The sequence below is a fragment of the Flavobacterium sp. MDT1-60 genome (assembly GCF_014844035.1).
Classification (GTDB): Bacteria; Bacteroidota; Bacteroidia; order Flavobacteriales; family Flavobacteriaceae; genus Flavobacterium.
In genome coordinates this window covers 5,374,481-5,397,856 of sequence record NZ_CP062159.1, presented here as the reverse complement: position 1 = coordinate 5,397,856, position 23,376 = coordinate 5,374,481, and the positions used below count along the sequence as shown (strand labels likewise).

Below are 23,376 nucleotides of genomic sequence, written 5' to 3'. Positions count from 1 at the left end.
ATCAAGATCATGAATATTAAACAATATTTAGATTCAACCTATTTGAAAACTGCTTCTCAGGCCGGACTTTCGGAAGAGCAAAATAGCGACGTTATTAAAAAGGCGATTAATGACGCAATTATTGAAGGTTTTAAACTAATTATGATAAGGCCTGAGCATGTTGTTTTAGCTAAAGAAATGATTTTAAAAGCCAATTCAAATTTACTTGTTGGTACCGTTATAGATTTTCCCGAAGGTAAATCGTCAATTGAAGATAAAATTAAAGAAGCGAATCAGGCAATAGAAGATGGGGCGGACGATTTAGATTTTGTTTGTAATTATGAAGCTTTTAAAAATGGTGAAATTCCCTTAGTAAAAGAAGAAATTATAATAGGTACACAAATTGGATTGGCCCACAATAAAACAGTAAAATGGATAATTGAAGTTGCTGCTTTAAGCGATAAAGAAATTATCCAACTCTCTGCGTTGATAAAAAATGTTGTTATATCAAATTTTAAAGAAGATGATTATGCCTCTGTTTTTGTAAAGTCATCAACAGGGTTTTATAAAACTGAAAATGATTTGCCAAACGGAGCAACAATCCCTTCTATTATAATGATGCTGGAAAATGCATCACCTTTGCCTGTAAAAGCAGCTGGTGGAGTAAGATCTTATAAAGATGCAATCGAAATGATTCGTTTAGGTGTTAAACGAATTGGAACTTCAGCAGCAATAGAAATTGCAAATGGTGAAAATGCCCCAAATGAATATTAAATGAAAACCAAAATTTACGTGAATAAGATTTTTTTAACCTTTATTTTTACACTAGCTACTTTATTTGTTTTTTTCGCAAGAGACTAATAATTCTTCTGTAAAGCCCGGTTTTACAACAGAACAGTTTCCTGTTTTTCCAAATTGCGAAAATTTAGAATCTAAAAAACTGGAAAATTGTTTTTACAAGGAAGTTCAGGATTTCGTGTTTCAGAATTTTCAGGTTCCTGAAAATTTAAAACAAACCAATTACAAAGGTGAAGTAAAAGTACTTTTTGAAGTTGATGCTACCGGTGTCTTTAAGGTGATTTATGTAAATGCTGCAAATGATGCATTGTCTGAAGAAGCAAAAAGGGTTTTTGGTCAATTTCCCCAGATTAAACCATCAACTTATAATGGAAAACCAACTTATTCAAAATATACAATTTCAATTGGTATTCCGCTAAAAAGCGCAGAACAAATTGCTTCTGAAGCGCTGGAAGCTGCGGAAATTTTAAAACCAGTCGAAAAGCCAATGACAGAACTTGATAGTATAGTGTATAAAAAATACAATAATCCTGAGTTCGAAAGTCATTTAAATATTCCGTTTTCTCATAGTTATTATGCACAATTCGATGGTGCCATGAATCAGGTTGGAAGCAATAACCACACCGCATCAAAACCGTATACTTATGCTGAGGTTTCAAAATATTATAATTTGAAAACAGTTAACGAGTCGCTTCAAAAAAAGGTTTCAACCTGGTTAGGAAGAAAATGGTGGAACGAAAATTTGGTTCAGATTCAGGGTGAGGATTATTGGTTGACTTTAAATCCTGTAGTCGATTTGCAAATGGGTAAAGCATCAGATCTAGATGCCTCCTATACCTATGTGAATACAAGGGCCTTAAATTTCAGAGGTGGTTTAGGAAAACAGATTAATTTTACAACCACGGTTTTTGAAAGTCAGGGAAGGTTTGCAGGTTATTTTAATGATTATGCCGAAACATTAAAACCTTCAGGAGGAAACCCGGCAATTATTCCCGGAGTTGGTATTGCAAAAAGATTTAAAACAGATGCATACGATTTTCCTTTAGCGGAAGCTAATATTACCTATGTACCAAGTAAATTTTTTGATTTACAATTAGGTTACGGGAGGAATTTTATTGGAGATGGTTATCGTTCATTATTAGAAAGTGATGGAGCAAGTCCATATCCTTATTTTAAAATCAACACGACTTTTTGGAAAATAAAATATACGAACACCTATATGTGGTTAAAAGACGTTCGTCCTGACGTTACTGTTGAGAAAACATACGCATCAAAATTCATGGCAAATCATTATTTAAGCTGGAATGTTTCAAATAAATTAAATTTAGGTTTTTTTGAATCTGTAGTTTGGACCGATAGTAATAATAGAGGTTTTGATGTTAATTTTGTAAACCCAATTATCTTTTATCGTACTGTTGAGTTTGCATCGTCTTCTAAAAGTGGTAATGCGCTTTTAGGATTTACTGCTAAATATAAATGGAATAATAATGTTAATTTATACGGTCAGTTTTTGCTGGATGAATTTTCGGTTGGAGATATGGCGGCAGGAGAGCAAAGTTGGAAAAACAAGTTTGGCTACCAATTAGGAGCAAAATACTTCAATGCTTTTAAAGTAAAAGATTTATTAGTGCAATTAGAATACAATCATGTACGTCCTTACGTATATTCGCATAGTGCTGTTATAACAAATTATGGTCATAATAATCAAAGTATTGGGCACCAATGGGGAGGGAATTTTAATGAACTTTTAGTAATTGGCCGATATCATAAAGGGCGTTATTTCGGTGATGCTAAATTTACAATTGGCACCAGAGGTCTTGATTTTGATACCGCTCAGGACAGCTATAATTATGGGAGTAATATTTATAAAAGCTACGATGAAAAACGACCTTACGATAAGGGAGTTGAAGTGGGGCAGGGGAATAAAACAAGTGTTTTTATTGCTGACATTCAAGGAGGATATTTGATAAATCCAATGACAAACCTTAAATTATTTGGTAGTTTTATTTATAGAAATTTTGATCCGACACAAGAAACAGCCACCACATTCAAACAAAGTACAACCTGGTTTACAATCGGATTGCGTACTGATGTCTTTAATTGGTATTTTGACTACTAGTATTTAATAAGATTTTTCGAAATAATTGTGTTAAAGATTTGCAAGTCCTTATTTTATAAAGGTTTTATTGAAAAAAATCTAAATTTATAGTCAGGAATTGTACAATCTAATTTGTACATTTGCACCACTCAAAAAAAACATACAAACAATAACGGTTTGAATACTACAAAAAATACATTTTCATTAAAATCAATATTTCAGGATTTCAAAGAAATAACTAAAGCAGGATTAGCTATTAGTGTTTTGTTTTCTTCAATTGCGGGATATTTGTTGGGTGTAAATGATGAACATCCTTTTAAATGGAGTGTTTTGGCGATTTTGTCAATTGGTGGATATTGTATGGTTGGAGCATCAAATGCTTTTAATCAGGTGATTGAAAAAGATATCGATTCATTAATGGATCGTACTAAAAATCGCCCTGTTCCATCTGGAAGAATGTCTCCAAATATGGCTTTGTTTGTTGCAGGTTTATTGACTATTTTAGGTATTGGCTTATTATATTCAATAAATGCAAAGTCGGCAATGTTTGCTGCGATTTCAATATTTTTATACACAAGTATTTATACGCCATTAAAAACGGTAACTTCGTTATCGGTTTTTGTTGGTGCTTTTCCGGGTGCAATTCCATTTATGTTGGGCTGGGTAGCAGCTACAGGAGAATTCGGTATCGAAGCCGGAACCTTGTTTTTGATTCAGTTTTTCTGGCAGTTTCCTCATTTTTGGGCTATTGGATGGTTTTTGTATGAAGACTATGAAAAAGCGGGAATCTTCATGCTTCCAACAGGTAAAAAGGATAAAGGCACTGCGTTACAGGTTATTTTATATACAGTTTGGTTGATAATAGCTTCGTTGTTGCCTGTTTTAGGTTACACAGGACAGTTGTTTATTAGTCCGATTGCTGCAGTTATAGTTTTTTTATTAGGATTGTGGATGTTGCTTTATGCTGTAAAGCTGTATCAATTAAGAACTGCAAAAGCAGCGAGAACATTAATGCTGGTAAGTGTTTCGTATATATCGTTGCTTCAAATAGTATATATAGTAGATAAATTTTTAAGATAGTTATGGAAATGACAATGACAACAGGCGAGGAACAATTAAAGAAATCAAAATCGGCTAAACTGATTTTGTTATTCGCCATGGTAAGTATGACCATGATGTTTGCCGGACTTACAAGTGCATTTGTGGTAAGTAAATCAAGAGCTGACTGGTTGAAGAATTTTGAATTGCCAACGGCATTTTATTACAGTACAGTAGTTATTATTGGTTGTAGTGTTACTTTTTATTTGGCGAAAAAAGCCATTCAAAAAGATAACAGAAGTGCAACAACGGCATTGCTTTTAGGAACATTAGCGTTAGGCGTTTTATTTGTGATTTTGCAATTTGTTGGTTTCGGACAAATCGTAGAAAGTGGTTATTATTTTACGGGAGAAGGTAGTTCAATTACTACAACTTTCCTTTATGTAGTAACGGTTACACACTTATTACACTTGGCTGGTGGGCTAATTTCACTTTTAATTATAATTTATAATCATTTTAAACAAAAATACAATTCGACTCAAACTCTTGGTATAGAACTAGGTGCGATGTATTGGCACTTTTTGGATTTATTATGGGTATATTTATTTTTATTTTTATATTTCTTTAAATAAGAAAAAAACGTAAATTTGGGAACTTTTTAACGAATATCTTTTATGGAAGCGACAGTTACTACTGCAAATAACGACGAAAAAACTTGGGGAGGCGGAGACATTCAGCCATTAGGAGCAAGTTATGGTAAAATGATGATGTGGTTTTTTATCGTATCAGATGCCCTGACATTCTCTGGATTCCTTGCTGCTTATGGTTTTTCAAGATTTAAATTTATTGAAACATGGCCTTTGGCTGATGAAGTGTTTACTCACTTCCCATTTATGCATGGCGTTTCGGCTCCTATGTATTATGTAGCCTTAATGACTTTTATTTTGATTTTCTCATCTGTAACAATGGTTTTGGCCGTTGATGCAGGTCACCAATTGAAAAAGACAAAGGTTGCTATTTATATGTTCTTAACTATTATTGGAGGTTTGATCTTCGTTGGTTCTCAAGCCTGGGAATGGAAGAACTTCATTAAAGGAGAATATGGTGCAGTAGAAACAGCAGGTGGAAGTTTATTGCAGTTTGTTGATGCACAAGGAAACAGAGTAGCTCTTGAAAAGTTTGCTGTAAAATTACCGGAACAGAGACAAGCGCTTACAAGAGCAGAAGGGATGTGGTTTGTAGAAGATGCAGAAACACAACCTACTTATTCAGTTGCTGAAGTACAGGCTGGTTTTAAAGCACATCCTGAATTATTGATAAGAACTGAGCAGCTTACTGATAAAAAGAAGAAAACAGTATTGACAAGAGCAGAATCTGAGTCTCGTCTAAGTACTGCAAAATATGTAGTAGAAGGAGCTAACTTAACCAGAAACGAATACGGAAGTAAATTATTTGCTGATTTCTTCTTCTTCATTACAGGATTCCACGGATTCCACGTATTTTCTGGAGTTATCATCAATATCATTATTTTCTTTAATGTATTATTGGGAACTTACGAGAAAAGAAGAAGCTACGAAATGGTAGAGAAAGTTGGTTTATACTGGCACTTTGTCGATTTAGTTTGGGTATTTGTATTTACAGTTTTCTACTTAGTTTAATTTTAGATTTTAATTATTATGTCACACGAACACGTATCAAATACAAGAAGAATCTGGTTTGTTTTTGCATTACTTTCAGTAGTAACTACAGTAGAAGTTATTCTTGGTATTGTTAAACCTGGGTTTTTAGAATTTAATCATTTTGTAGGTTTGAATTTGTTGAACTGGATTTTCTATATCCTTACAATTTTCAAAGCTTATTATATAGTATGGGCATTTATGCACATGGAGGGTGAAAAAAGCAGCCTTAGATGGTCTGTTGTATCGCCTGTCATTTTCCTAGTTTTATATTTATTGTTTATTCTATTGACAGAAGGGCATTATATTTATGGGGTTTTTAAAGATTCTACTATTAAATGGAATTTTTAACATGATATTAATTCGAAAAGAAGCTCCGTTTAATGGAGCTTTTTTTATTTTTGTACTTCAATAACTTCCGTTAATAAAATGAAAAAAAATATAGTTCTCTTTGTACTTTTTGTTCTGCCGATTGTAGCTTATTTGTTTTTTGCTTCAGGAGTAAATAGTTTTACCAAACTTCCAACGATAACTCCTAAAATTGCTGATCTTGGTAATTGGAAATCACTAAAAGGCGAAAAAGTAACCTTAAATAATAAGATAACTATTCTTGGTTTTTCTGGTTCTGAAATTTTAAAAAACAGAGGAAACTTTTTCAATCTGAATGAAAAAATCTACCAACGTTATAATGGTTTTAAAGATTTGCAGTTTGTAGTGGTTTGTCCTTTAGGAACAGAAAATGATGCACAAAAAATTGTTGAGTCTCTCGGTGCCTTTACTGATGTTTCAGGCTGGCATTTTGTTTTTGCTTCCCCTGAGGAAATTAAAACCTTCTACGATCAATTGCACTTAAAAGGAAAATTAGATCAAAATCTTGGAACATCAAATGTTTATATAGTAGATAAAGAGCGAAATTTACGAGGGAGAAAAGGCGCTTCAAAAGATAAAAAAGACGAGTACAAAGAAGGTTATAATACTTTTCATCCGTCTGAGTTAAGCAATGAGATGCTGGATGATTTTAAAATCATATTATACGAATATCGGGCAGCTCTTAAAAAGAATCATAATGCCACAAAAGAACTTTAATCTTTAAAATATGTTTAAAAACAAATCATATATCGGAATTTCGTTCATCATTTTAATCTTCGGAATTTACGCAGTGCCAAAAATTGTTGACAGGATAAAAAATGGCGAAGTTGTAAAAGGAAATCGCCTGGATAATGTAGATTTGAAATCTTCAAAATCAGATGCTAAATTACTGACTATAGGTCCGGTTCCTAAGTTTGAATTAACAAATCAGGATAACGCTAAAATATCAAATGAAACTTATAAAGGAAAAGTGTATGTGTTGGAATTTTTCTTCACAACTTGCCCATCTATATGCCCAAAGATGAATTTAAGTATGCTGGAAATTGAGAAAACTTTTTTTGGAAATCCAAACTTTGGAATTGTTTCTATTACAATCGATCCTGCTCATGATACGCCACAGGTTTTAAAAGATCATGCAAAATTATTAGGAGCGAAATCATCGAACTGGAATTTTTTAACAGGTGATAGGGCAACCATCATGGATTTATCAAACAAAGGGTTTAATTTGTATGCTGGTGAAAATGCTAAGGTAAATGGTGGTTTTGAGCATTCTGGTTTATTTGCGTTAATTGATAAAGACGGAAAAATTCGTTGTAGAAAAGATGAATTTGGAAATCCAATTTTATATTACGACGGTTTAGATAAAAAAGGAGTTAGAGATATTCAGGAAGACATTAAAATATTATTAGAAGAATAAAATGGAAGATCATTCATTAGAAAAAAAATACAGCAAGTTTATTGTTGCTGTATCAATTATAATTCCGGTTGTCGTGGCTATATTATTTGGAGTTAAACTTAAAGACTTCGGAATTAATGTTGAACCGCTTTCATTTTTACCTCCAATTTACGCTACGATAAACGGAATTACAGCAATCGTTTTAATATGGGCTGTTTTGGCTATTAAAAATGGAAAGCGTAAACTTCATGAACAATTAATGACTTCAGCAATTGCTTTGTCGGTAGCCTTTTTGGTGATGTATGTTGCGTATCATATGACTGCAGATTCTACTAAATTCGGCGGTGAAGGTGTAATACGTTATGTTTATTTCTTTATTCTAATTACTCACATTTTATTGTCTATTGCAATTATTCCTCTTGTATTAATTACTTACGTAAGAGCTTTAGCGCAACGTTTTGACAGACACAGAAAAATAGCTAAAATAACTTTTCCACTTTGGTTGTATGTTGCGGTGACAGGCGTTGTAGTTTACTTAATGATTTCTCCATATTATGCGTAAAATAGAAAACAGAATAAAGAATAAAGAAAATAGATTGAAAAATAGAAGCGGAGTTGGAAATTTAATCTCAACTAAATGTTTCTATATTCTTTTCTCTATGTTCTTTTCTCTTGCAGCTAATGCTCAATGCGCCATGTGTCGTGCAGCGCTTGCGGGGGATTCTAATACAAAAAAAGCTGAAGCAGTAAATGATGGTATCGTTTATTTGATGGTAATTCCGTATTTACTTGTTGGAATTATTGGTGTTCTGATTTATAGAATGTACCAATCAAAAAAGAAAAAAGCAGTATAAATTTTATACTGCTTTTTTCTTTTTATTCTGACTTCTATTTTAATCCGTCAACAGAAACATTCACTGTTCCGTTTATTTTTATAAAAGCAATAATAGCCTGATTAGTTAACTGTATTTTATCAAACTGAATGTCTTCCATTTTTCCATTTACAAACACACCTGGCATTGGAGAATAGTTTTTAAGATAAGATGCCATGCTTTTTTTGCCTTCTTCTAAATTGGGCTGGATCGAATAGCGACAACTTTGTTCCATTTTTCTTAAAATATAACCTTGACCTAACCAGCTTGCAGTACGCATTAATTTGCTTTTGGTGTCTAAAACATAATCAAGTTTCTCAAAATAGATTTCTTTTGTCTGCGCATTATATTGTGGAAATCCATTTAGATAAAGCGTTCCGTTTATAGATCCCAAAACATCCAGTGCAATCACCATTTTTCCATCCTTATGCCAGATCGTAACATTTTTTACCGTTATTTTTTTGCTTCCTGAACCAAATTCCTGACCTGCAAAATTTTTGGTCATTATTTTAGAAGCATCAATATAAGTTGAAATTGCAGCGATATTCGCTGAAATCTGATTTGGAATTTTAGCAACAGGTTTCAAAACAATTTTATTAGCATTGAATTTAGATTCAGGTTGTTTGCCAACAATAGTTTCCATATTACATTTCACTCCCATATCCAATAAAAACAAATCATTTTTAAGTTTTGCATTGGTTGAATAAATTTCAACAGGAGTAATTCTTAACCAGCTTTCATAAGTATCACTCATTTGAAATGGTGTACATATTTTTTCTAAGGCTGATAAAACATTTGGCTTGAAATCCATTGATTTTTCTATCGCTTCATCAATTTTCTTTTCAATTTTAGATTTAAAAATAGTAATTGCTGGATTAACCAAATAAGTTATCGGCATGCTTTTTCCAAAAACTAACATTGTCGGACTTTCATTCCAGTCTAGAGATTTTAATTCAGTTTTGGTGTTTAATTTCCAATTTGTTAAAGCCACTTCGCTGGATAAAGTTATAACTCCATTCAAATTAAATTCACGAGTATCATAAAGTTCAACGCCTAGTTTTTTGGTTCCAATTCTATATTTAATAGTTGCTTTTAAAGGCAGAATTGTTTTTATCTTTTTATCCGGATTTGCCGGATCATTTTGGATTTTTATTGGAGCCTGTTTCCAAATCTTCATCTCAATATCATCATCTTCGATATTATTGTCTTCATAAATTAATCCTGTTAAAATCGAGTTGGTCTGATTCTCTATATCAGTCAATTTTACCGTTATTGGCAGGTTAATAAAGGATGGATTCGCATCATAAACCAAAGGACTTGCATCATCTGGCTCAGGTTTTAAGGTTTCTAATTTTTGAGATGCTGAGCATCCTGAAAACAGTGCAAGTGCCGTGAATAAAGAGAAAATGGATAAAAACTTCATCATTAAGATTTTTTTGAGTGATACAAAATTAAGAAAACAATTATATTATCTTAAAATGTGTAACATTTGATAAAGAATCGAGTCTTATTGTAATATCAAAACGAAATTATTAACGTTTTCTTACCATAAATTACTTAATAAAAATGTTATTATTGTTTTAAAATTTAACAGTATCATGATCGAAATCAAAGATTTACATAAATCCTATAAAATGGGAAGTTCAGAATTACATGTATTAAAAGGAATAAATTTTAATATTGAAGAAGGCGAGCTAGTTGCTATCATGGGATCTTCTGGTTCAGGTAAATCGACACTTCTTAATATTTTAGGAATTTTGGACGAGGCTGATTCTGGTAGTTATATTTTAGATAAAACTCCTATTAAAAAGCTGAATGAAACGATCGCTTCTAAATACAGAAATAAATTTTTAGGATTTGTTTTTCAATCTTTCAATTTGATCAATTATAAAACTGCACTAGATAATGTGGCGATGCCATTATATTATCAGGGAGTAAAGAGAAAAGAGCGATATGAAATTGCAATGAAATATTTGGAAAAAGTGGGTCTGGGTTCACATTCACACCATTTACCAAATGAACTTTCCGGAGGTCAAAAGCAACGTGTTGCAATCGCCAGGGCATTGGCTTCAAACCCAAAAGTTTTATTGGCAGATGAGCCAACAGGAGCTTTAGATACCAAAACTTCATACGAGGTTATGGAACTTATTCAAGGAATTAACGATGAAGGTAAAACTATTTTGATCGTTACACACGAGCCTGATATTGCCGCAATGTGCAAAAGAAATGTGGTCCTGAAAGATGGATTAATTATCGATGATAAAAAGGTAGAACAAGTTAGAGCTTCATCTTATGTTTAATATTGAGCGTTGGCAAGAAATATTCGAAGCAATTTCTAAAAACAGATTAAGAACATTCCTGACCGGAGTTTCCGTGGCCTCAGGTATTTTTATTTTAGTGATTTTGCTTGGTGCAGGTAAAGGACTTCAGAATGGAATTGAAAAACAATTCGAACGTGACGCCGCCGGAATTATTGAAGTTTGGTCCGGAACAACTACAAAAGAGTATAAAGGGTTGAATCCCGGAAGACAAATTCAGTATAGAGACGCAGACTTTAATCAATCTGTACAGAAATTTGATGATAAACTAGATATGAGAGCATCAACCTATAATTTTTGGGGAGCTCCATTTTCGTACGGAAAAGAATCAGGAAGTTATCAATACAGAGGTGTTACGCCCGATTATGGCGGAATCGAAAATCTAAATATAGTTCAGGGAAGATATGTAAATAGTTCAGATTTGGCCAATAATGAGAAGGTAGCCTGTATCGGGATGAAAATTAAAACGGATCTTTTTAAAGACAAAGATGCTTTAGGTAAAGAAATCATAATCAATGGTATTAATTTTAAAGTAGTTGGCATTTTTACTGATCCTGGAGGAGAAAGAGAAGAAGCGAGAGCTTATTTACCTTTAACGACAGTGCAAAGAGCTTTTGGCGGCGGAGATAAAATAAGCAATTTGTTTTTTACAATGAAAAAAACAAATGATTATGACGAAGCTTTAGCACAATCTAAAAAATTCACACAAGATTTGAAGAATCTGCTGAAAAGTAGAAATATGGTAGCTCCTGAAGATGACGGTGGTGTTGGTGTTTATAATTCGGTTGAAGATGCTAAACAGTTTTATGATTTAAATCTTTATATAAGATTGTTCTTTTGGTGGGTAGGAATTTGTACTATCATTGCCGGGGTTGTTGGTGTGAGTAATATCATGCTTATTATTGTAAAAGAAAGAACAAAAGAAATTGGAATTAGAAAAGCACTTGGTGCATCTCCGTTTTCAATTATTTCAATGATACTTCATGAGTCGATTTTTATTACTACGATTGCTGGTTTTGTTGGGCTTTTGGCAAGTTTGTTATTATTGGAATTTGTTGGCCCGATGGTGCAGAGTGAATATTTTCAACATCCCGAAGTCGATTTCAGCGTGGCATTGACAACACTGGCTCTACTTGTATTTGCCGGAGCAGTGGCAGGATTTTTTCCGGCATACAGAGCCGCCAAAATTAAACCTATTGTAGCACTTAGAGACGAATAATTATGTTTAAGAAAGATAATTGGGACGAGATTTTACAGGCCTTAACAGCCAATGTTTTCAGAACAACTCTAACTGCATTTGGTGTGTTTTGGGGTATATTTATTTTGGTAATATTATTAGCAGCCGGAAATGGATTAGAAAATGGTATCAAAAAAGGTTTTGACGGAATTGCCACAAATACTATGTTTATGTGGAGTCAGACAACATCAAAAGCCTATAAAGGTTTGCCTAAAACCCGTCGTTATGATTTTAGAAATAGTGATGTAGCAGCATTAAAAGCAGCTTTGCCCGATTTATTATATGTTTCACCAAGAAATCAATTAGGCGATTTTAATGGGACAAATAATGTGGTGCGTGGTACAAAAACTTCAGCATTTACGGTTTATGGTGATTATCCGGAGTTGATTAAACAACAACCAATGGATATCATAAAAGGTCGTTTTATCAACCAGCAGGATATTCTTGAGAGAAGAAAAATTGCTGTGATTGGAAAAGGTGTTATTAGTGAATTGTATGGAAAAGAAGAAGAAGCGATTGGGACCTACATAAAAGTAAATGGAATTAATTTCATGGTAGTTGGCGTTTATCATTCTAAACAGCAAGGCGGAAATGCGGAGCAGGAACAAAAGAATATTTTCGTCCCGTTTACGACTTTCCAACAAGCGTTTAATTATGGAGATAAAGTGGGTTGGATGGCGCTTACGGCAAAAGATGAAACTTCAATAACCGATTTAAAACCGAAGATTCTGGAGCTTATAAAATCACTTCATTCCATAAATCCGAAAGATGACAGAGCCGTGGGTAATTTTGATTTGTATGAGCAATTCAACAAAGTACAGAGTTTGTTTAACATCTTAAAAATCATTGCTTATTTCGTGGGAACACTGGTTTTAATTTCAGGTGTGATCGGAATTTCGAATATTATGCTTATTGTAGTTAAAGAACGTACCAAGGAGATTGGAATCCGCAGGGCTTTAGGCGCAACGCCTGGTGCTATTCGTGGACAAATTTTGTCTGAATCTATATTTTTAACTATTATTTCGGGTATGTTTGGAATTGCCGTCGCAACAGGAATCATTGCTATTTTAAATATGGTTTTAGATTCGATGCCCCCCGGAAGTAACACTATGTTTGCTAACCCAAGTGTTGATTTGGGAGTAGTATTTGTAGCATTATTAATATTAGTAGGATCTGGTTTGCTGGCAGGATTTATTCCGGCGCAGACCGCAATTAATGTGAAGCCTGTAGATGCTTTGCGAACAGAATAAATTATCAATCAAAATATAATCGATTAAACCAAAAACAAAATGAAAAAAGGAGTAACCGTAACCATTTTAATCTTTATTGCTTTAGTTTTCTTTGGCGCACTTTACTATTTGTATGCGAAAAATCAAGAGTCTCCAATCGTTTTTAAAACGGAGAAAGCAGAGATTAAAACGATCGTAAAAACCACCATTGCAACTGGTAACATTCAGCCTGACGAAGAGGTCCTAATCAAACCAAATATCTCAGGTATTATTGAAGAAGTATATATCAAAGCTGGTGAGAAAATTAAAGCAGGCGACATGATTGCTAAAATTAGAGTTGTTGCCAATGTATCTAATGTAAGCAGTACTCAAAATCAGGTACAGACAGCTAAAATCGCTTTAGATAATCAGGAGAAAATTTATAAAAGACAAAAAACCTTATTTGAAAAAGAGGTAATCTCCGCTAACGATTTTGATGCAGCTCAATTAGCTTATACTCAGGCGAAACAAAATTATTTAGCTGCAAGACAAAGTTTGGATATTGTAAAAACAGGAACAACAACTTCGTTAGGAAGTTATGCTAATACTTTAATTCGTTCAACTGTAAACGGAATGGTTTTAGCGGTTCCGGTAAAAGTTGGAAATCAGGTTATTGAAAGTAATAACTTTAATGAAGGAACTACAATTGCCAGCGTTGCAGATGTTGGAAGAATGATTTTTATTGGAAAAATAGATGAATCTGAAGTAGGGAAAATCAAAGTTCAGATGCCAATTGAAATTACTGTTGGTGCAATCGAGAATAAAAAATTCGATGCTGTTCTGACGGATATCGCTCCAAAGGGTGTAGTAGAAAATGGTGCAATTCAGTTTGAAATAAAAGCTTCTTTAGAAAACAGAGATGCTACTTTTATCAGAGCCGGATTAAGTGCAAATGCTTCTATTATTTTAGAAAAAGCAGACAAAGTTTTGGCAATTAAAGAATCATTAGTTCAATTTGACAAGAAAACTCAAAAGCCTTATGTTGAAATCGAAACAGCTCCACAGAAGTTTCAGAGAAAAGATTTAGTTCTGGGTGTTAGTGACGGAATATACGTTCAGGTTAAAAGCGGTATCAAAGATTCAGATAAAATTAAAATCTGGAATCAGGGCTTGATCAGTGAAGGAGAGGAAAAAAAATAATTTGAAAGTATAAAGAGTTTTTTGGGTTTATAAAATGTTAAATTTGCATGGTTCATTTACTGTGCTTTGATTCAAAATATATGAAAATAAATAAATATAATAGTCTTGTTTTTGCTATACTTTTAGGGTTTGGATTATCAGCCCAGGCGCAAACAAAACAATGGACACTGGAAGAATGTGTACGATATGCACTAGACAATAATATCACGATAAAATTATCAGAACTAGACGTAAAAAATGCTGATATAGATAAAAAAGATGCTTTTGGAAATTATCTTCCGTCAGTAAATGGAAATGCTTCACACTCTTGGAATATTGGTTTGAATCAAGATGTTACGACAGGTCTTTTGCGTAATCAGACAACTCAATATTCATCAGTAGGTTTAAGTGCCGGAGTTGATATTTACAAAGGTTTACAAATCCAAAATACGTATCGAAGAACGAAACTTTCTATTATTGCATCGCAGTATCAATTATTGAAAATGCAGGAAGATATTTCGCTGAATGTTGCGAATGCTTTTCTTCAAATTTTATCTTATAAAGAAGAGCTAAAAGTAAAAAAAGAACAATTATCGATTGATGAAAAGCGATTAAAACGTTCTGAAGAAATGGTAAATGCAGGAACAATTCCAAGAGGAGATTTGTATGATCTAAAAGCTACTATTGCAACAGACCAACAAGCGATTACTGTTTCAGAGAATAATTTACTGATCTCAAAATTAAGTTTAGCGCAGCTTTTACAATTAAAAGAATTTGCAGATTTTGATGTTATTGATGATACAAATGCTAAAGATGAAAATAATATCATGGCCCAAAGCCCAATTGATATTTACAATAAAGCAAAAGAAACAAGAACAGAATTAAAACTGGCGCAGACTAATCTTGAAATTGCTCAGAAAAATGTAGCCATTGCAAAAGGAGCTTATCAGCCAACTTTAAGTGCTTTTTATAATTTTAATACCAGAGCAAGTTACTCTGATATTGTAATAGGAGCTACTCCAAATACTGCAAATCCAACATCTCAGATTGGTTTTGTTGAAGGAACAAATCAGGCAGTATTACAAGACAATTTTACGCCTGTTTTAGGTGGGCCTCAGCCTATTTTAGATCAATTTAGTGACAATAAAGGACAATCATTTGGTTTTCAGCTTTCTGTTCCAATTTTCAACGGTTTCTCAGTTCGAAATAATGTAGAAAGAAATAAAGTTAATTTAGAAAAATCTAAAATAGATTTAGAGCAAAAAAGTTTAGATTTGCAACGCAACGTTTATACTGCTTTTACAAATGCAAAAGGAGCGTTAAATACATATGAGTCATCAACTGTAACTTTAGAAGCGAGACAGCAGGCTTATAATTATGCTAAAGAAAAATACGATGTAGGTTTAATGAATTCATTCGATTTTACACAAGCTCAAACATTGTTGACGAATGCACAGTCTGATGTTATCAGAACGAAATATGATTATATTTTTAAAATAAAAATACTTGAATTCTACTTTGGAATTCCAATTGTCCCAATTATTACAAAATAATTTATTATGTCAAAAAAAACAGTTTATTTCTTAATAGGAGGCGCCGTAGTTATTATTGCAGTTTTAGTAGGTCTTTCGAAATCGGGAGTAATAGGAAATAAGGATGAAGGAAAAGAGGTAGAAATTTCAAAAGTAGTGGCTTCAACCATTGTAGAGACAGTTTCGGCAACGGGGAAAATTCAGCCGGAAATTGAGGTAAAACTTTCATCAATGGTTTCAGGTGAAATTATTGCATTAAATGTAAAAGAAGGGCAGGTTGTTAAAAAGGGAGATTTATTGGTAAAAATAAATCCGGATTTATATACCTCCGGATTAGATAGATCTGTTGCTAATTTATCTGGAACCAAAGCCAGTTTATCGCAATCTGAAGCAAACTTTAAAGAAGCAAAAGCAAGCTACGAACGTAATAAAACATTATACGATAAAGGTGTAATTTCAAAATCGGATTGGGATAAATCAATTGCAACTTTTGAGGTTGCAAAAGCTACCAAACAAAGTTCTTATTACAATGTTCAAAGTGCCTCGGCGTCTGTAACAGAAGCTAAAGATAATTTAGGTCGTACTTTAATTTATGCTCCTGCAGACGGAACTATTTCTGTCTTAAATGTAGAATTAGGAGAGCGTGTTTTAGGAACGCAACAAATGGCTGGAACAGAGCTTTTGAGAGTGGCAAACCTAAACAACATGGAAGTTGAAGTTGATGTTAATGAAAATGATATTGTGAAAGTAAAAATTGGAGATGAAGCCAATGTTGAAGTAGATGCTTATTTAAAAAAGAAATTTAAAGGAACTGTAACAAGTATTTCTAATTCGGCAAGCTCTACACTAACATCAGATCAGGTTACTAATTTCAAAGTTAAAGTTCGTATTCTAAAAGAATCCTATCAGGATTTGTTAGAAGGCCAGCTAAGCTCTTATTCTCCGTTTAGACCCGGAATGACAGCAACAGTTGATATTTTGACAAAAACAAAAGCAAATGTATTAGCAGTGCCTATTAGTTCAGTAGTTGTAAAATCAGATACAGCATCCGTTAAGGATTTTACAGTAGAAGATCCTAATGAGAAAAAAGTAGTGCCAAAAAGTGATAAAAAATTCGAATGTGTTTTTGTGAAAGTAGGTGATAAAGCTAAAATCAGAATCATTAAAACAGGAATTCAGGACGATACCAATATCGAAGTAATGTCAGGATTAAAATCAGGAGATGTTGTGATAACAGGACCTTATACGACGGTTTCAAAAGAATTGAATTCTGGAGATAAGGTAAAACTTAAAAAAGCAGATGCTCCCAAAAAATAAATATTATAATCTTAAAAAATAAATACTTTGTCTTTTATTCTCAATATCGAAACTGCTACAAAAAACTGTTCTGTAGCAATTGCAAAAAATGGTGAAACAATTTTATGTAAGGAAATTGCAGAAGAAGGGTATTCGCATGCCGAAAAACTCCATGTTTTTATTGAAGAAGCAATTTCAGAAGCAGGAATTACAGTTCGGGATTTAGTTGCAATTGCGGTAAGTCAGGGGCCTGGTTCTTATACAGGTTTACGAATTGGGGTTTCGGCGGCTAAAGGATTATGTTTTGCATTAAATATTCCGTTGATTGCTGTCGATACTTTGAAGACTTTAGCATCGCAAGCTAAAGTTTCTGACGGAAAAATAATTCCAATGCTGGATGCCAGAAGAATGGAGGTTTACAGTGAAATTTTTAATGCCGATCTGGAAGTTGAAAGAGAAATTCTGGCAGAAGTTATTACAGAAGATTCTTTTGCAGCATATACGGATATAATTTATTTTGTTGGAGACTGTGCAGACAAATGCAAACCAATTTTGACGAAAGATAACTTCATTTTTTTAGAAGATATAAAATACCCTTCAGCTTCGGCAATGAGTAAAATCAGTTTCGATAAATATCAAATAAGCGACACTGAAGATGTCGCTTATTTTGAACCTTATTATTTAAAAGATTTTATGATGGCACCTCCATCAAAAAAACAATAAAACCTTTTTATTTTTGAAGCGTATACGGCTGGACTGAAATTCCGGCTTCATCTAAAGCCGTTTTGCAATTCTCCAGAGTTTCAGAGAAAACAGCACCATAGTTTACATTTTTAGCCCACGGACGAACTGCAAATTCTACTGCACTAGCAGTCAGGTTTTTTACAAAAACTTCCGGAGCAGGTTTTTTAAGTACTTTAGGGTTTTTATTTAGAACATCTATAAGTATATCTTTCGCTTTTTTAATATCTGAATCATAAGAAACCGCAAAAGTCAAATCTGCTCTTCTTTCTCCCTGCATAGAGTAATTAATAATTGTACCGTTTGACAAGGCGCCATTTGGTACAAAAACAGTCTGATTATTAGCAGTGAGCATTTTAGTAACAAAAATCTGGATTTCGCTTACAGTTGCAATAACTCCTTGTGCCTCGATAGTATCTCCAACCTTAAAGGGTTTAAAAAGAATAATTAACATTCCGCCGGCAAAGTTAGAAAGTGAGCCCTGCAATGATAAACCCACAGCAAGTCCCATGGCTCCTAAAATGGCTACAAATGAGGAAGTATCAATACCCAGTTTTGAAATAAAAATCACAAACAATAAGATTCTTAGTGCCCATATTAAAATGTCCGACAGGAATTTGGTTAAGGTAGGATCCAGGTTTCGCTGAACCATTACTTTTGTTATAATTCTATTTATAAATCGGATGGCATAAATACCAACAAATAAAATTAGAAATGCCGAAATTAATTTTGCCGAATAATTAACTAATATGTCAACGATTTTTGTGGTATAATCGCTAAGTTGTTCTGGACTCATCATGTTTATTAAATAAAAAAACCTTCTCAAAAGGAGAAGGTGTATTAGTTGTGCAAATATAAAGATATTTCTTCTATAAGAAAAATAAGTATCTATTCTTTGTCAGCAATTTCATCAGTAGCTTTATCTTCGATAGTGGCTGCTGTTTCGCTAGCGTCAACCACAGTTTCTGAGGCAATTGCTTTAGTGTCGCTGGTTAATTCACTTGTTTTTTCTTTTACAGAATCGATTACATCACTTATAGAATCAGTTGCTTTTTCAACATACTCACTAACAATATCCTTAGCCTGACCTGCGTATTCAACTGCGCTGTCAAATATTGGTTCTGAAGCTTCTTTGGCTTTAGCGATCGTCTCTTCTGCAAAAGTCTCTGCTTTTTCAATATAAGGTGTAGCAGCTTCTTTGGCTTGCTCAAAAGTAGTTTCAGCCTGATTGGCTAAGTCTGTCGCAGATTCTTTGGCTGAGCCAAATAAATTCTTGAAAAATGAAGATAATCCCATAGTTTTATAATTGATTGGTTAATAATACAATATTAGACTTTTTTACAGGATTATAGCATTAATGTTAAAATAATTTATTGAAAGTTAAGTAGATAAGAGGTAATAAAAAAAGCGCCCAACAATGGCGAACGCTTTCTGTATTTCCTAATGTTATTTTTTTATGCATTTACAGCTTCAACTTTAATAGCCTCATCATTTAACATGCTTTTTAACATGTTTTCAATACCACTTTTTAGAGTAAAAGTAGAGGATGGACATCCGCTGCAGGCACCTTGCAAAATAACTTTCACTGTCTTGTCATTTTCATTATACGAATCGAATGCGATATTTCCTCCATCGGCAGCAACGGCTGGTTTTACGTATTCCTCTAAGATGTTAATGATTTGTTGTGAAGTTACGTCCAGTTTGTCAAAAGCTTCATCTTTAGTAACATCATTTTTTGTAGTCACTTCAATTAGACTTTCATCTAAAACAGTTCCTCCGTTTTCGATAAATTGTTTGATAAATGTTCTAACTTCCAAAGTGATTTCATCCCAGTCGTTAATATCATATTTGGTAACTGAAATATAATTTTCATCAATAAAAACCTCTTTTACATATGGGAATTTGAATAATTCTTTTGCTAATGGAGAAGAAGCAGTCTGGTCAATATTTTTATATTCTACCGGATTTCTGGTTAACATTCTGCTTACCACAAATTTTAATGCCGCCGGATTTGGAGTTGTTTCTCCATATACAGTAATGGGTTGTTTTTTAGCTTTGTTTTCGTCGATTTTAATAATAACCCCACCTTTGTCTACAAATGCTGCAATTTGTTCCGCAACCGCATCTTGTACATCTTCCCATTCTACAATACTGTATCTTTCGATAGCGATAAAGTTTCCTGAAATGTAAACTGTTTTTACAAACGGTAAATAAAATAATTGTTGTGCTAGTGGTGATTCCTGTGCCTCATCAATATTCTTAAATTCAAAATTTTGATTTTGAGTAATGAAATCTTCAAATTCAAATTTTAATATAGTGGGATTTTGAGTTTCCTTTATGGTGATTTTTGTCATGATTTGTAATTTTTTACAAATTTAGTAAAGTTATTTTCTACTAATAGCTATATTTGGTTTTTTAATAAAATAATTAAGATTCTTATTGTAACTATTCGCATTAAATTTGGAGTCTATAATTTATTCAAACAATATTGGCTTTATGGAATTTAGAATCAGAGTTTTATTTATTTTTTTATTAACTTCATTTTACTCTTTTTCGCAGGAAGGCATTCCTGTTTATTCAGACTATTTATCAGACAATTATTATTTGATTCATCCTTCTATGGCTGGAGCAGCAAATTGTGCGAAAATAAGATTAACAGCCAGAAAACAATGGTTTGGCCAGGATGATGCACCGGAACTTCAAACGTTGAGTTTTAACGGTCGAATAGGCGAGAGATCCGGAGCCGGAATTATTGTTTTTAATGATAAAAATGGATATCATTCTCAAAAAGGAGTAAAGCTTACGTATGCACATCACATTATGTTTTCGAGAGATGAGATCGATTTGAATCAATTATCTTTTGGTATTAGCGGAGGAGTAATTCAAAATCAATTAGACGAAACAACATTTGGAACAACATTTGACCCAATTGTTTCGGGACAGATTCAAAAAGATTCTTATTTTAATGTTGATGTTGGTGCGTCTTATAATTACTTAAATTTTTATGCTCACGCTACAGTTCAGGGGCTGATCGAAACAAGAAGAGAATTGTATACGGATTATGAAAGTGATAATGTTCGAAAATATCTTTTGAGCGCCGGATATGTTTTTGGCAAAAGTGAAAATATTACCTGGGAACCTTCAATATTATTTCAAATGTTTGATCAGACGAAAGAAAAATCGATCGATTTAAACATGAAAGCTTACAAAAACATGGATTTTGGAAGTTTATGGGCGGCGTTATCGTATAGAAGAAGTTTTGATGGTGCACAATATCTTAGCGGAAGCGGAGTTTCATCTCAAAAATTGCAATATTTTACACCAATTATAGGTGTGAATTTTAAAAATTTTATGTTTGCGTACACATACTCTCAAGTAATGGGAGATGTAAAATTTGATACTGGAGGGTACCATCAAATAACTTTAGGAATCAATTTATTTTGTAAAAAGGAACGTTACGATTGTAATTGTCCGGCTATTAATTAATTTTTTATGCTTATTAAATCTGTAAACGGAAAATCACCTTCAATTCCAGAGGATTGTTATGTTGCCGAAAATGCTACCATTGTTGGCGATGTTACATTTGGTGAATCTTGCAGTGTTTGGTTTAATGCTGTAATTCGTGGCGATGTTCACTTCATTAAAATCGGAAACAAAGTTAATATCCAGGATGGAGCAATTATTCATTGTACCTATCAGAAACATCCAACTATTATAGGAAACAATGTTTCAATTGGTCATAATGCAATTGTACATGGTTGTACAATTCATGACAATGTTTTGATAGGAATGGGAGCTATTGTAATGGATAATTGTGTAGTTGAAAGCAATGCAATTGTGGCCGCCGGAGCAGTTGTAACACAAAATACTATTGTGACATCAGGAAGTATTTATGCAGGTGTTCCTGCCAAAAAAGTAAAAGACATTGACCAATCTGATTTTGCAGGTGAAATTGAGCGTATTTCAAACAATTATGTAATGTATTCGGGCTGGTTTAAAAACGAAGAATAAAATAATAAATAATTCAAAAGTAAAAATCCAAATTCCAATGTGTTTTATACTTTATTGGAATTTGGAATTTTATTTTTTTTGGAATTTTAAAAATTTACAGATTGATCTTTTCAAAGAAAGTACTTTTATAACTTTCACTAATCGGAATTCGTTTATCGCTAATCAAAACCTTATTTTTCTGAATTGATTTTACATGTTTTATATTGATAATATAAGACCTGTGAATTCTCGAAAACCCTTTGCTTGACAGTAAGTTTTCCAGTTTTATTAAACTAATTAAGGTTAGGGTAAACTTATTGTCTGTTGTATAGATTTTTACATAATCTTTTAGGCCTTCAATAAATAAAATATCCGCAAAATTCATTTTTACATTCTCATATTCAGCTCTGACGAACATAAAATCCTGTTCTAATTCGGGAGCAGTAGTGTTTTCAGAAATAGCCTGAACCGTAGCTGCAGGATTGAAAATTTGCTGTGCACGTACTACTGATTTTAAAAAACGATGAAACGGAATTGGTTTTACCAAATAATCAACAGCACCAAGATTAAATCCTTCAACAGCATAATCAGAATAGGCTGTTGTAAAAATGATTAAAGGCTTTTTTTCTATGGTGTTTAAAAATTCAATTCCGGAAAAATGAGGCATCTGAATATCCAAAAAAATCAAATCAACATTCGTCTGATTGATAAATGAAACGGCATCGATGGCATTATTAAAAGTGCTAACCAATTCCAGCGAATCTACTTTTCGGACAAAATCTTCTAATAACTCAACTGCTAGAGGTTCATCGTCGATAATTACACATTTCATCTGTTTCAGTATTAGATTGTTAAATTAGTTTTGGTCTTCAAAAGTAGTTTTAAACCAGTAAATTAAGTTCTAAAGTTTTCATAAATTACGGGTTTAAGTTTTAAATTATGCACTCACCGTTATCGTTTTGCTTAAGGTATAGCCATCAGTTAGATTACCGGTCAATGTCGCAAGCTCATCAGCTAAACTATCTGAAAAAACATTGTCTTTCGTGTTTGAAGTATCAGCTTGACCATGAGCAACATAATTTGTACTCGAATACACTTCGCTGGAAACATTTTCAGGAAAAGCAATTTGTGTTACCAACAATGAAGTACCACTTGCCGTCAACACTTCAATATGCACATGTGGCGCTCTGCCCTGGTACCAGCCTGGGAAAATGGAAATAAATGAAACTTCTCCTTTTGCATTGGTAGTTTGCCTTCCTCTTAAAAAATGAACCGTTGTGTAATTAGTTTGCTGCATCGAAGTTCCTCCGTATTCGGAGTAATTTCCATCTTTATCACAATGCCATACATCTACGAGAACACCTTCCAGAGGAGCGCAATTATTGCTCTTATTTTCAATTGTTAAGTTAATAAGTAAAGCAACACCAATCCGGTCTGATTTTATATTCTCTAAAACCAATTGGCTAGGAGTTTTTATCGGAAACGGACCTTTTGTTTCAGTTGGAGAAACAGTGCAGCTTCCGTCAGTTGAAGAATCAGAGTCCGAATCATCATTGTCGCTTTTAGAGCATGATTCCAGTAATTTTGAAGCTGTAGCAAGCGAGGCAATTCCTAAAATGCCATTTCGTATGAATTTTTTTCTGTCCATA

Annotated in this window: 25 protein-coding genes; 19 read left to right on the top strand and 6 right to left on the bottom strand. The window is 33.2% G+C overall.

Annotated elements, in window-relative coordinates:
• Positions 1–9 precede the first annotated feature (9 nt).
• The 10 genes from deoC to IHE43_RS22655 all read left to right on the top strand — a co-directional run bounded on the left by deoC (position 10) and on the right by IHE43_RS22655 (position 8,208).
• The gene (deoC, locus tag IHE43_RS22700) at positions 10–753 is read left to right on the top strand and encodes a deoxyribose-phosphate aldolase (protein WP_192185995.1); all 744 of its coding nucleotides are present in this window, start codon (positions 10–12) and stop codon (positions 751–753) included.
• A 64-nt stretch (positions 754–817) separates the two neighbouring features.
• Entirely contained in the window at positions 818–2,896 is a 2,079-nt protein-coding gene (locus IHE43_RS22695) for an energy transducer TonB (RefSeq protein WP_192185994.1), read from the top strand.
• A 156-nt stretch (positions 2,897–3,052) separates the two neighbouring features.
• Positions 3,053–3,955: a heme o synthase gene (gene cyoE, locus IHE43_RS22690; protein WP_192185993.1), complete on the top strand. Its 903-nt coding sequence runs from the start codon at positions 3,053–3,055 to the stop codon at positions 3,953–3,955.
• A 2-nt stretch (positions 3,956–3,957) separates the two neighbouring features.
• A complete protein-coding gene (locus tag IHE43_RS22685; RefSeq protein ID WP_192185992.1) occupies positions 3,958–4,545 on the top strand; it encodes a cytochrome c oxidase subunit 3 in 588 nt (195 codons plus the stop codon).
• 42 nt (positions 4,546–4,587) lie between these two features.
• Positions 4,588–5,571, top strand: coding sequence for a cytochrome c oxidase subunit 3 (locus IHE43_RS22680; protein WP_192185991.1), 984 nt, complete (start codon positions 4,588–4,590; stop codon positions 5,569–5,571).
• Between the two features lie 18 nt (positions 5,572–5,589).
• Positions 5,590–5,940: a cytochrome C oxidase subunit IV family protein gene (locus IHE43_RS22675; RefSeq protein WP_192185990.1), complete on the top strand. Its 351-nt coding sequence runs from the start codon at positions 5,590–5,592 to the stop codon at positions 5,938–5,940.
• Between the two features lie 78 nt (positions 5,941–6,018).
• On the top strand, positions 6,019–6,675 hold the full coding sequence (locus IHE43_RS22670; RefSeq protein WP_192185989.1) for a hypothetical protein: 657 nt from the start codon (positions 6,019–6,021) through the stop codon (positions 6,673–6,675).
• Between the two features lie 10 nt (positions 6,676–6,685).
• The gene (locus tag IHE43_RS22665; protein ID WP_192185988.1) at positions 6,686–7,375 is read left to right on the top strand and encodes an SCO family protein; all 690 of its coding nucleotides are present in this window, start codon (positions 6,686–6,688) and stop codon (positions 7,373–7,375) included.
• A 1-nt stretch (position 7,376) separates the two neighbouring features.
• Positions 7,377–7,916, top strand: a complete 540-nt coding sequence (locus IHE43_RS22660) for a DUF420 domain-containing protein (protein ID WP_192185987.1) — start codon at positions 7,377–7,379, stop codon at positions 7,914–7,916.
• Entirely contained in the window at positions 7,909–8,208 is a 300-nt protein-coding gene (locus IHE43_RS22655; protein WP_192185986.1) for a hypothetical protein, read from the top strand. Before IHE43_RS22660 ends, IHE43_RS22655 begins: the two co-directional genes overlap by 8 nt.
• A 34-nt stretch (positions 8,209–8,242) precedes the next feature.
• Here IHE43_RS22655 and IHE43_RS22650 read toward each other — a convergent pair whose 3' ends face one another.
• The gene (locus IHE43_RS22650) at positions 8,243–9,649 is read right to left on the bottom strand and encodes a DUF4403 family protein (protein ID WP_192188278.1); all 1,407 of its coding nucleotides are present in this window, start codon (positions 9,647–9,649) and stop codon (positions 8,243–8,245) included.
• A 175-nt stretch (positions 9,650–9,824) separates the two neighbouring features.
• On the opposite strand from IHE43_RS22650, the gene IHE43_RS22645 reads away from it, so the two are divergent.
• The 7 genes from IHE43_RS22645 to tsaB all read left to right on the top strand — a co-directional run bounded on the left by IHE43_RS22645 (position 9,825) and on the right by tsaB (position 17,719).
• Positions 9,825–10,526, top strand: a complete 702-nt coding sequence (locus tag IHE43_RS22645; protein ID WP_192185985.1) for an ABC transporter ATP-binding protein — start codon at positions 9,825–9,827, stop codon at positions 10,524–10,526.
• Positions 10,519–11,763, top strand: coding sequence for an ABC transporter permease (locus IHE43_RS22640; RefSeq protein WP_192185984.1), 1,245 nt, complete (start codon positions 10,519–10,521; stop codon positions 11,761–11,763). The genes IHE43_RS22645 and IHE43_RS22640 overlap by 8 nt, the downstream gene beginning before the upstream one ends.
• A gap of 2 nt (positions 11,764–11,765) precedes the next feature.
• On the top strand, positions 11,766–13,031 hold the full coding sequence (locus IHE43_RS22635) for an ABC transporter permease (RefSeq protein WP_192185983.1): 1,266 nt from the start codon (positions 11,766–11,768) through the stop codon (positions 13,029–13,031).
• A 39-nt stretch (positions 13,032–13,070) separates the two neighbouring features.
• Positions 13,071–14,189 carry an efflux RND transporter periplasmic adaptor subunit gene (locus IHE43_RS22630; RefSeq protein ID WP_192185982.1) on the top strand — a complete coding sequence of 373 codons (1,119 nt, stop codon included), beginning with the start codon at positions 13,071–13,073 and terminating at the stop codon, positions 14,187–14,189.
• An 80-nt stretch (positions 14,190–14,269) separates the two neighbouring features.
• Positions 14,270–15,721, top strand: coding sequence for a TolC family protein (locus IHE43_RS22625; protein WP_192185981.1), 1,452 nt, complete (start codon positions 14,270–14,272; stop codon positions 15,719–15,721).
• 6 nt (positions 15,722–15,727) lie between these two features.
• Positions 15,728–17,017 (top strand): efflux RND transporter periplasmic adaptor subunit, encoded by a 1,290-nt coding sequence (locus tag IHE43_RS22620; protein WP_192185980.1) that lies wholly within the window; start codon positions 15,728–15,730, stop codon positions 17,015–17,017.
• A gap of 27 nt (positions 17,018–17,044) precedes the next feature.
• Positions 17,045–17,719, top strand: a complete 675-nt coding sequence (gene tsaB / locus IHE43_RS22615; protein ID WP_192185979.1) for a tRNA (adenosine(37)-N6)-threonylcarbamoyltransferase complex dimerization subunit type 1 TsaB — start codon at positions 17,045–17,047, stop codon at positions 17,717–17,719.
• A 7-nt stretch (positions 17,720–17,726) separates the two neighbouring features.
• Here the strand turns inward: tsaB and IHE43_RS22610 are convergent, their stop codons facing one another.
• The 3 genes from IHE43_RS22610 to IHE43_RS22600 all read right to left on the bottom strand — a co-directional run bounded on the left by IHE43_RS22610 (position 17,727) and on the right by IHE43_RS22600 (position 20,091).
• Entirely contained in the window at positions 17,727–18,536 is an 810-nt protein-coding gene (locus IHE43_RS22610; protein WP_192185978.1) for a mechanosensitive ion channel family protein, read from the bottom strand.
• Positions 18,537–18,625: 89 nt separating this feature from the next.
• A complete protein-coding gene (locus IHE43_RS22605) occupies positions 18,626–19,033 on the bottom strand; it encodes a YtxH domain-containing protein (protein ID WP_192185977.1) in 408 nt (135 codons plus the stop codon).
• A gap of 158 nt (positions 19,034–19,191) precedes the next feature.
• The gene (locus tag IHE43_RS22600; RefSeq protein ID WP_192185976.1) at positions 19,192–20,091 is read right to left on the bottom strand and encodes a NifU family protein; all 900 of its coding nucleotides are present in this window, start codon (positions 20,089–20,091) and stop codon (positions 19,192–19,194) included.
• Between the two features lie 142 nt (positions 20,092–20,233).
• On the opposite strand from IHE43_RS22600, the gene IHE43_RS22595 reads away from it, so the two are divergent.
• Positions 20,234–21,223 (top strand): type IX secretion system membrane protein PorP/SprF, encoded by a 990-nt coding sequence (locus IHE43_RS22595; RefSeq protein WP_192185975.1) that lies wholly within the window; start codon positions 20,234–20,236, stop codon positions 21,221–21,223.
• A 6-nt stretch (positions 21,224–21,229) separates the two neighbouring features.
• On the top strand, positions 21,230–21,748 hold the full coding sequence (locus IHE43_RS22590; RefSeq protein ID WP_056188236.1) for a gamma carbonic anhydrase family protein: 519 nt from the start codon (positions 21,230–21,232) through the stop codon (positions 21,746–21,748).
• A 94-nt stretch (positions 21,749–21,842) separates the two neighbouring features.
• Here the strand turns inward: IHE43_RS22590 and IHE43_RS22585 are convergent, their stop codons facing one another.
• Positions 21,843–22,559: a LytTR family DNA-binding domain-containing protein gene (locus tag IHE43_RS22585; protein ID WP_056188232.1), complete on the bottom strand. Its 717-nt coding sequence runs from the start codon at positions 22,557–22,559 to the stop codon at positions 21,843–21,845.
• Between the two features lie 105 nt (positions 22,560–22,664).
• Positions 22,665–23,375, bottom strand: coding sequence for an intradiol ring-cleavage dioxygenase (locus tag IHE43_RS22580; protein WP_192185974.1), 711 nt, complete (start codon positions 23,373–23,375; stop codon positions 22,665–22,667).
• Position 23,376: the final 1 nt, after the last annotated feature.

What these genes read in the sequence shown, in the direction of transcription:
- IHE43_RS22665 (WP_192185988.1), top strand. Translation starts at nt 6,686, where the DNA reads ATGTTTAAAAACAAATCATATATCGGAATTTCGTTCATCATTTTAATC.
- IHE43_RS22645 (WP_192185985.1), top strand. Translation starts at nt 9,825, where the DNA reads ATGATCGAAATCAAAGATTTACATAAATCCTATAAAATGGGAAGTTCA.
- IHE43_RS22685 (WP_192185992.1), top strand. Translation starts at nt 3,958, where the DNA reads ATGGAAATGACAATGACAACAGGCGAGGAACAATTAAAGAAATCAAAA.
- IHE43_RS22650 (WP_192188278.1), bottom strand. Translation starts at nt 9,649, where the DNA reads ATGAAGTTTTTATCCATTTTCTCTTTATTCACGGCACTTGCACTGTTT.
- IHE43_RS22625 (WP_192185981.1), top strand. Translation starts at nt 14,270, where the DNA reads ATGAAAATAAATAAATATAATAGTCTTGTTTTTGCTATACTTTTAGGG.
- IHE43_RS22585 (WP_056188232.1), bottom strand. Translation starts at nt 22,559, where the DNA reads ATGAAATGTGTAATTATCGACGATGAACCTCTAGCAGTTGAGTTATTA.
- IHE43_RS22655 (WP_192185986.1), top strand. Translation starts at nt 7,909, where the DNA reads ATGCGTAAAATAGAAAACAGAATAAAGAATAAAGAAAATAGATTGAAA.
- IHE43_RS22680 (WP_192185991.1), top strand. Translation starts at nt 4,588, where the DNA reads ATGGAAGCGACAGTTACTACTGCAAATAACGACGAAAAAACTTGGGGA.
- IHE43_RS22630 (WP_192185982.1), top strand. Translation starts at nt 13,071, where the DNA reads ATGAAAAAAGGAGTAACCGTAACCATTTTAATCTTTATTGCTTTAGTT.
- IHE43_RS22600 (WP_192185976.1), bottom strand. Translation starts at nt 20,091, where the DNA reads ATGACAAAAATCACCATAAAGGAAACTCAAAATCCCACTATATTAAAA.
- IHE43_RS22605 (WP_192185977.1), bottom strand. Translation starts at nt 19,033, where the DNA reads ATGGGATTATCTTCATTTTTCAAGAATTTATTTGGCTCAGCCAAAGAA.
- IHE43_RS22660 (WP_192185987.1), top strand. Translation starts at nt 7,377, where the DNA reads ATGGAAGATCATTCATTAGAAAAAAAATACAGCAAGTTTATTGTTGCT.
- IHE43_RS22620 (WP_192185980.1), top strand. Translation starts at nt 15,728, where the DNA reads ATGTCAAAAAAAACAGTTTATTTCTTAATAGGAGGCGCCGTAGTTATT.
- IHE43_RS22640 (WP_192185984.1), top strand. Translation starts at nt 10,519, where the DNA reads ATGTTTAATATTGAGCGTTGGCAAGAAATATTCGAAGCAATTTCTAAA.
- IHE43_RS22675 (WP_192185990.1), top strand. Translation starts at nt 5,590, where the DNA reads ATGTCACACGAACACGTATCAAATACAAGAAGAATCTGGTTTGTTTTT.
- IHE43_RS22670 (WP_192185989.1), top strand. Translation starts at nt 6,019, where the DNA reads ATGAAAAAAAATATAGTTCTCTTTGTACTTTTTGTTCTGCCGATTGTA.
- IHE43_RS22635 (WP_192185983.1), top strand. Translation starts at nt 11,766, where the DNA reads ATGTTTAAGAAAGATAATTGGGACGAGATTTTACAGGCCTTAACAGCC.
- IHE43_RS22610 (WP_192185978.1), bottom strand. Translation starts at nt 18,536, where the DNA reads ATGATGAGTCCAGAACAACTTAGCGATTATACCACAAAAATCGTTGAC.
- IHE43_RS22590 (WP_056188236.1), top strand. Translation starts at nt 21,230, where the DNA reads ATGCTTATTAAATCTGTAAACGGAAAATCACCTTCAATTCCAGAGGAT.
- deoC (WP_192185995.1), top strand. Translation starts at nt 10, where the DNA reads ATGAATATTAAACAATATTTAGATTCAACCTATTTGAAAACTGCTTCT.
- IHE43_RS22595 (WP_192185975.1), top strand. Translation starts at nt 20,234, where the DNA reads ATGGAATTTAGAATCAGAGTTTTATTTATTTTTTTATTAACTTCATTT.
- IHE43_RS22580 (WP_192185974.1), bottom strand. Translation starts at nt 23,375, where the DNA reads ATGGACAGAAAAAAATTCATACGAAATGGCATTTTAGGAATTGCCTCG.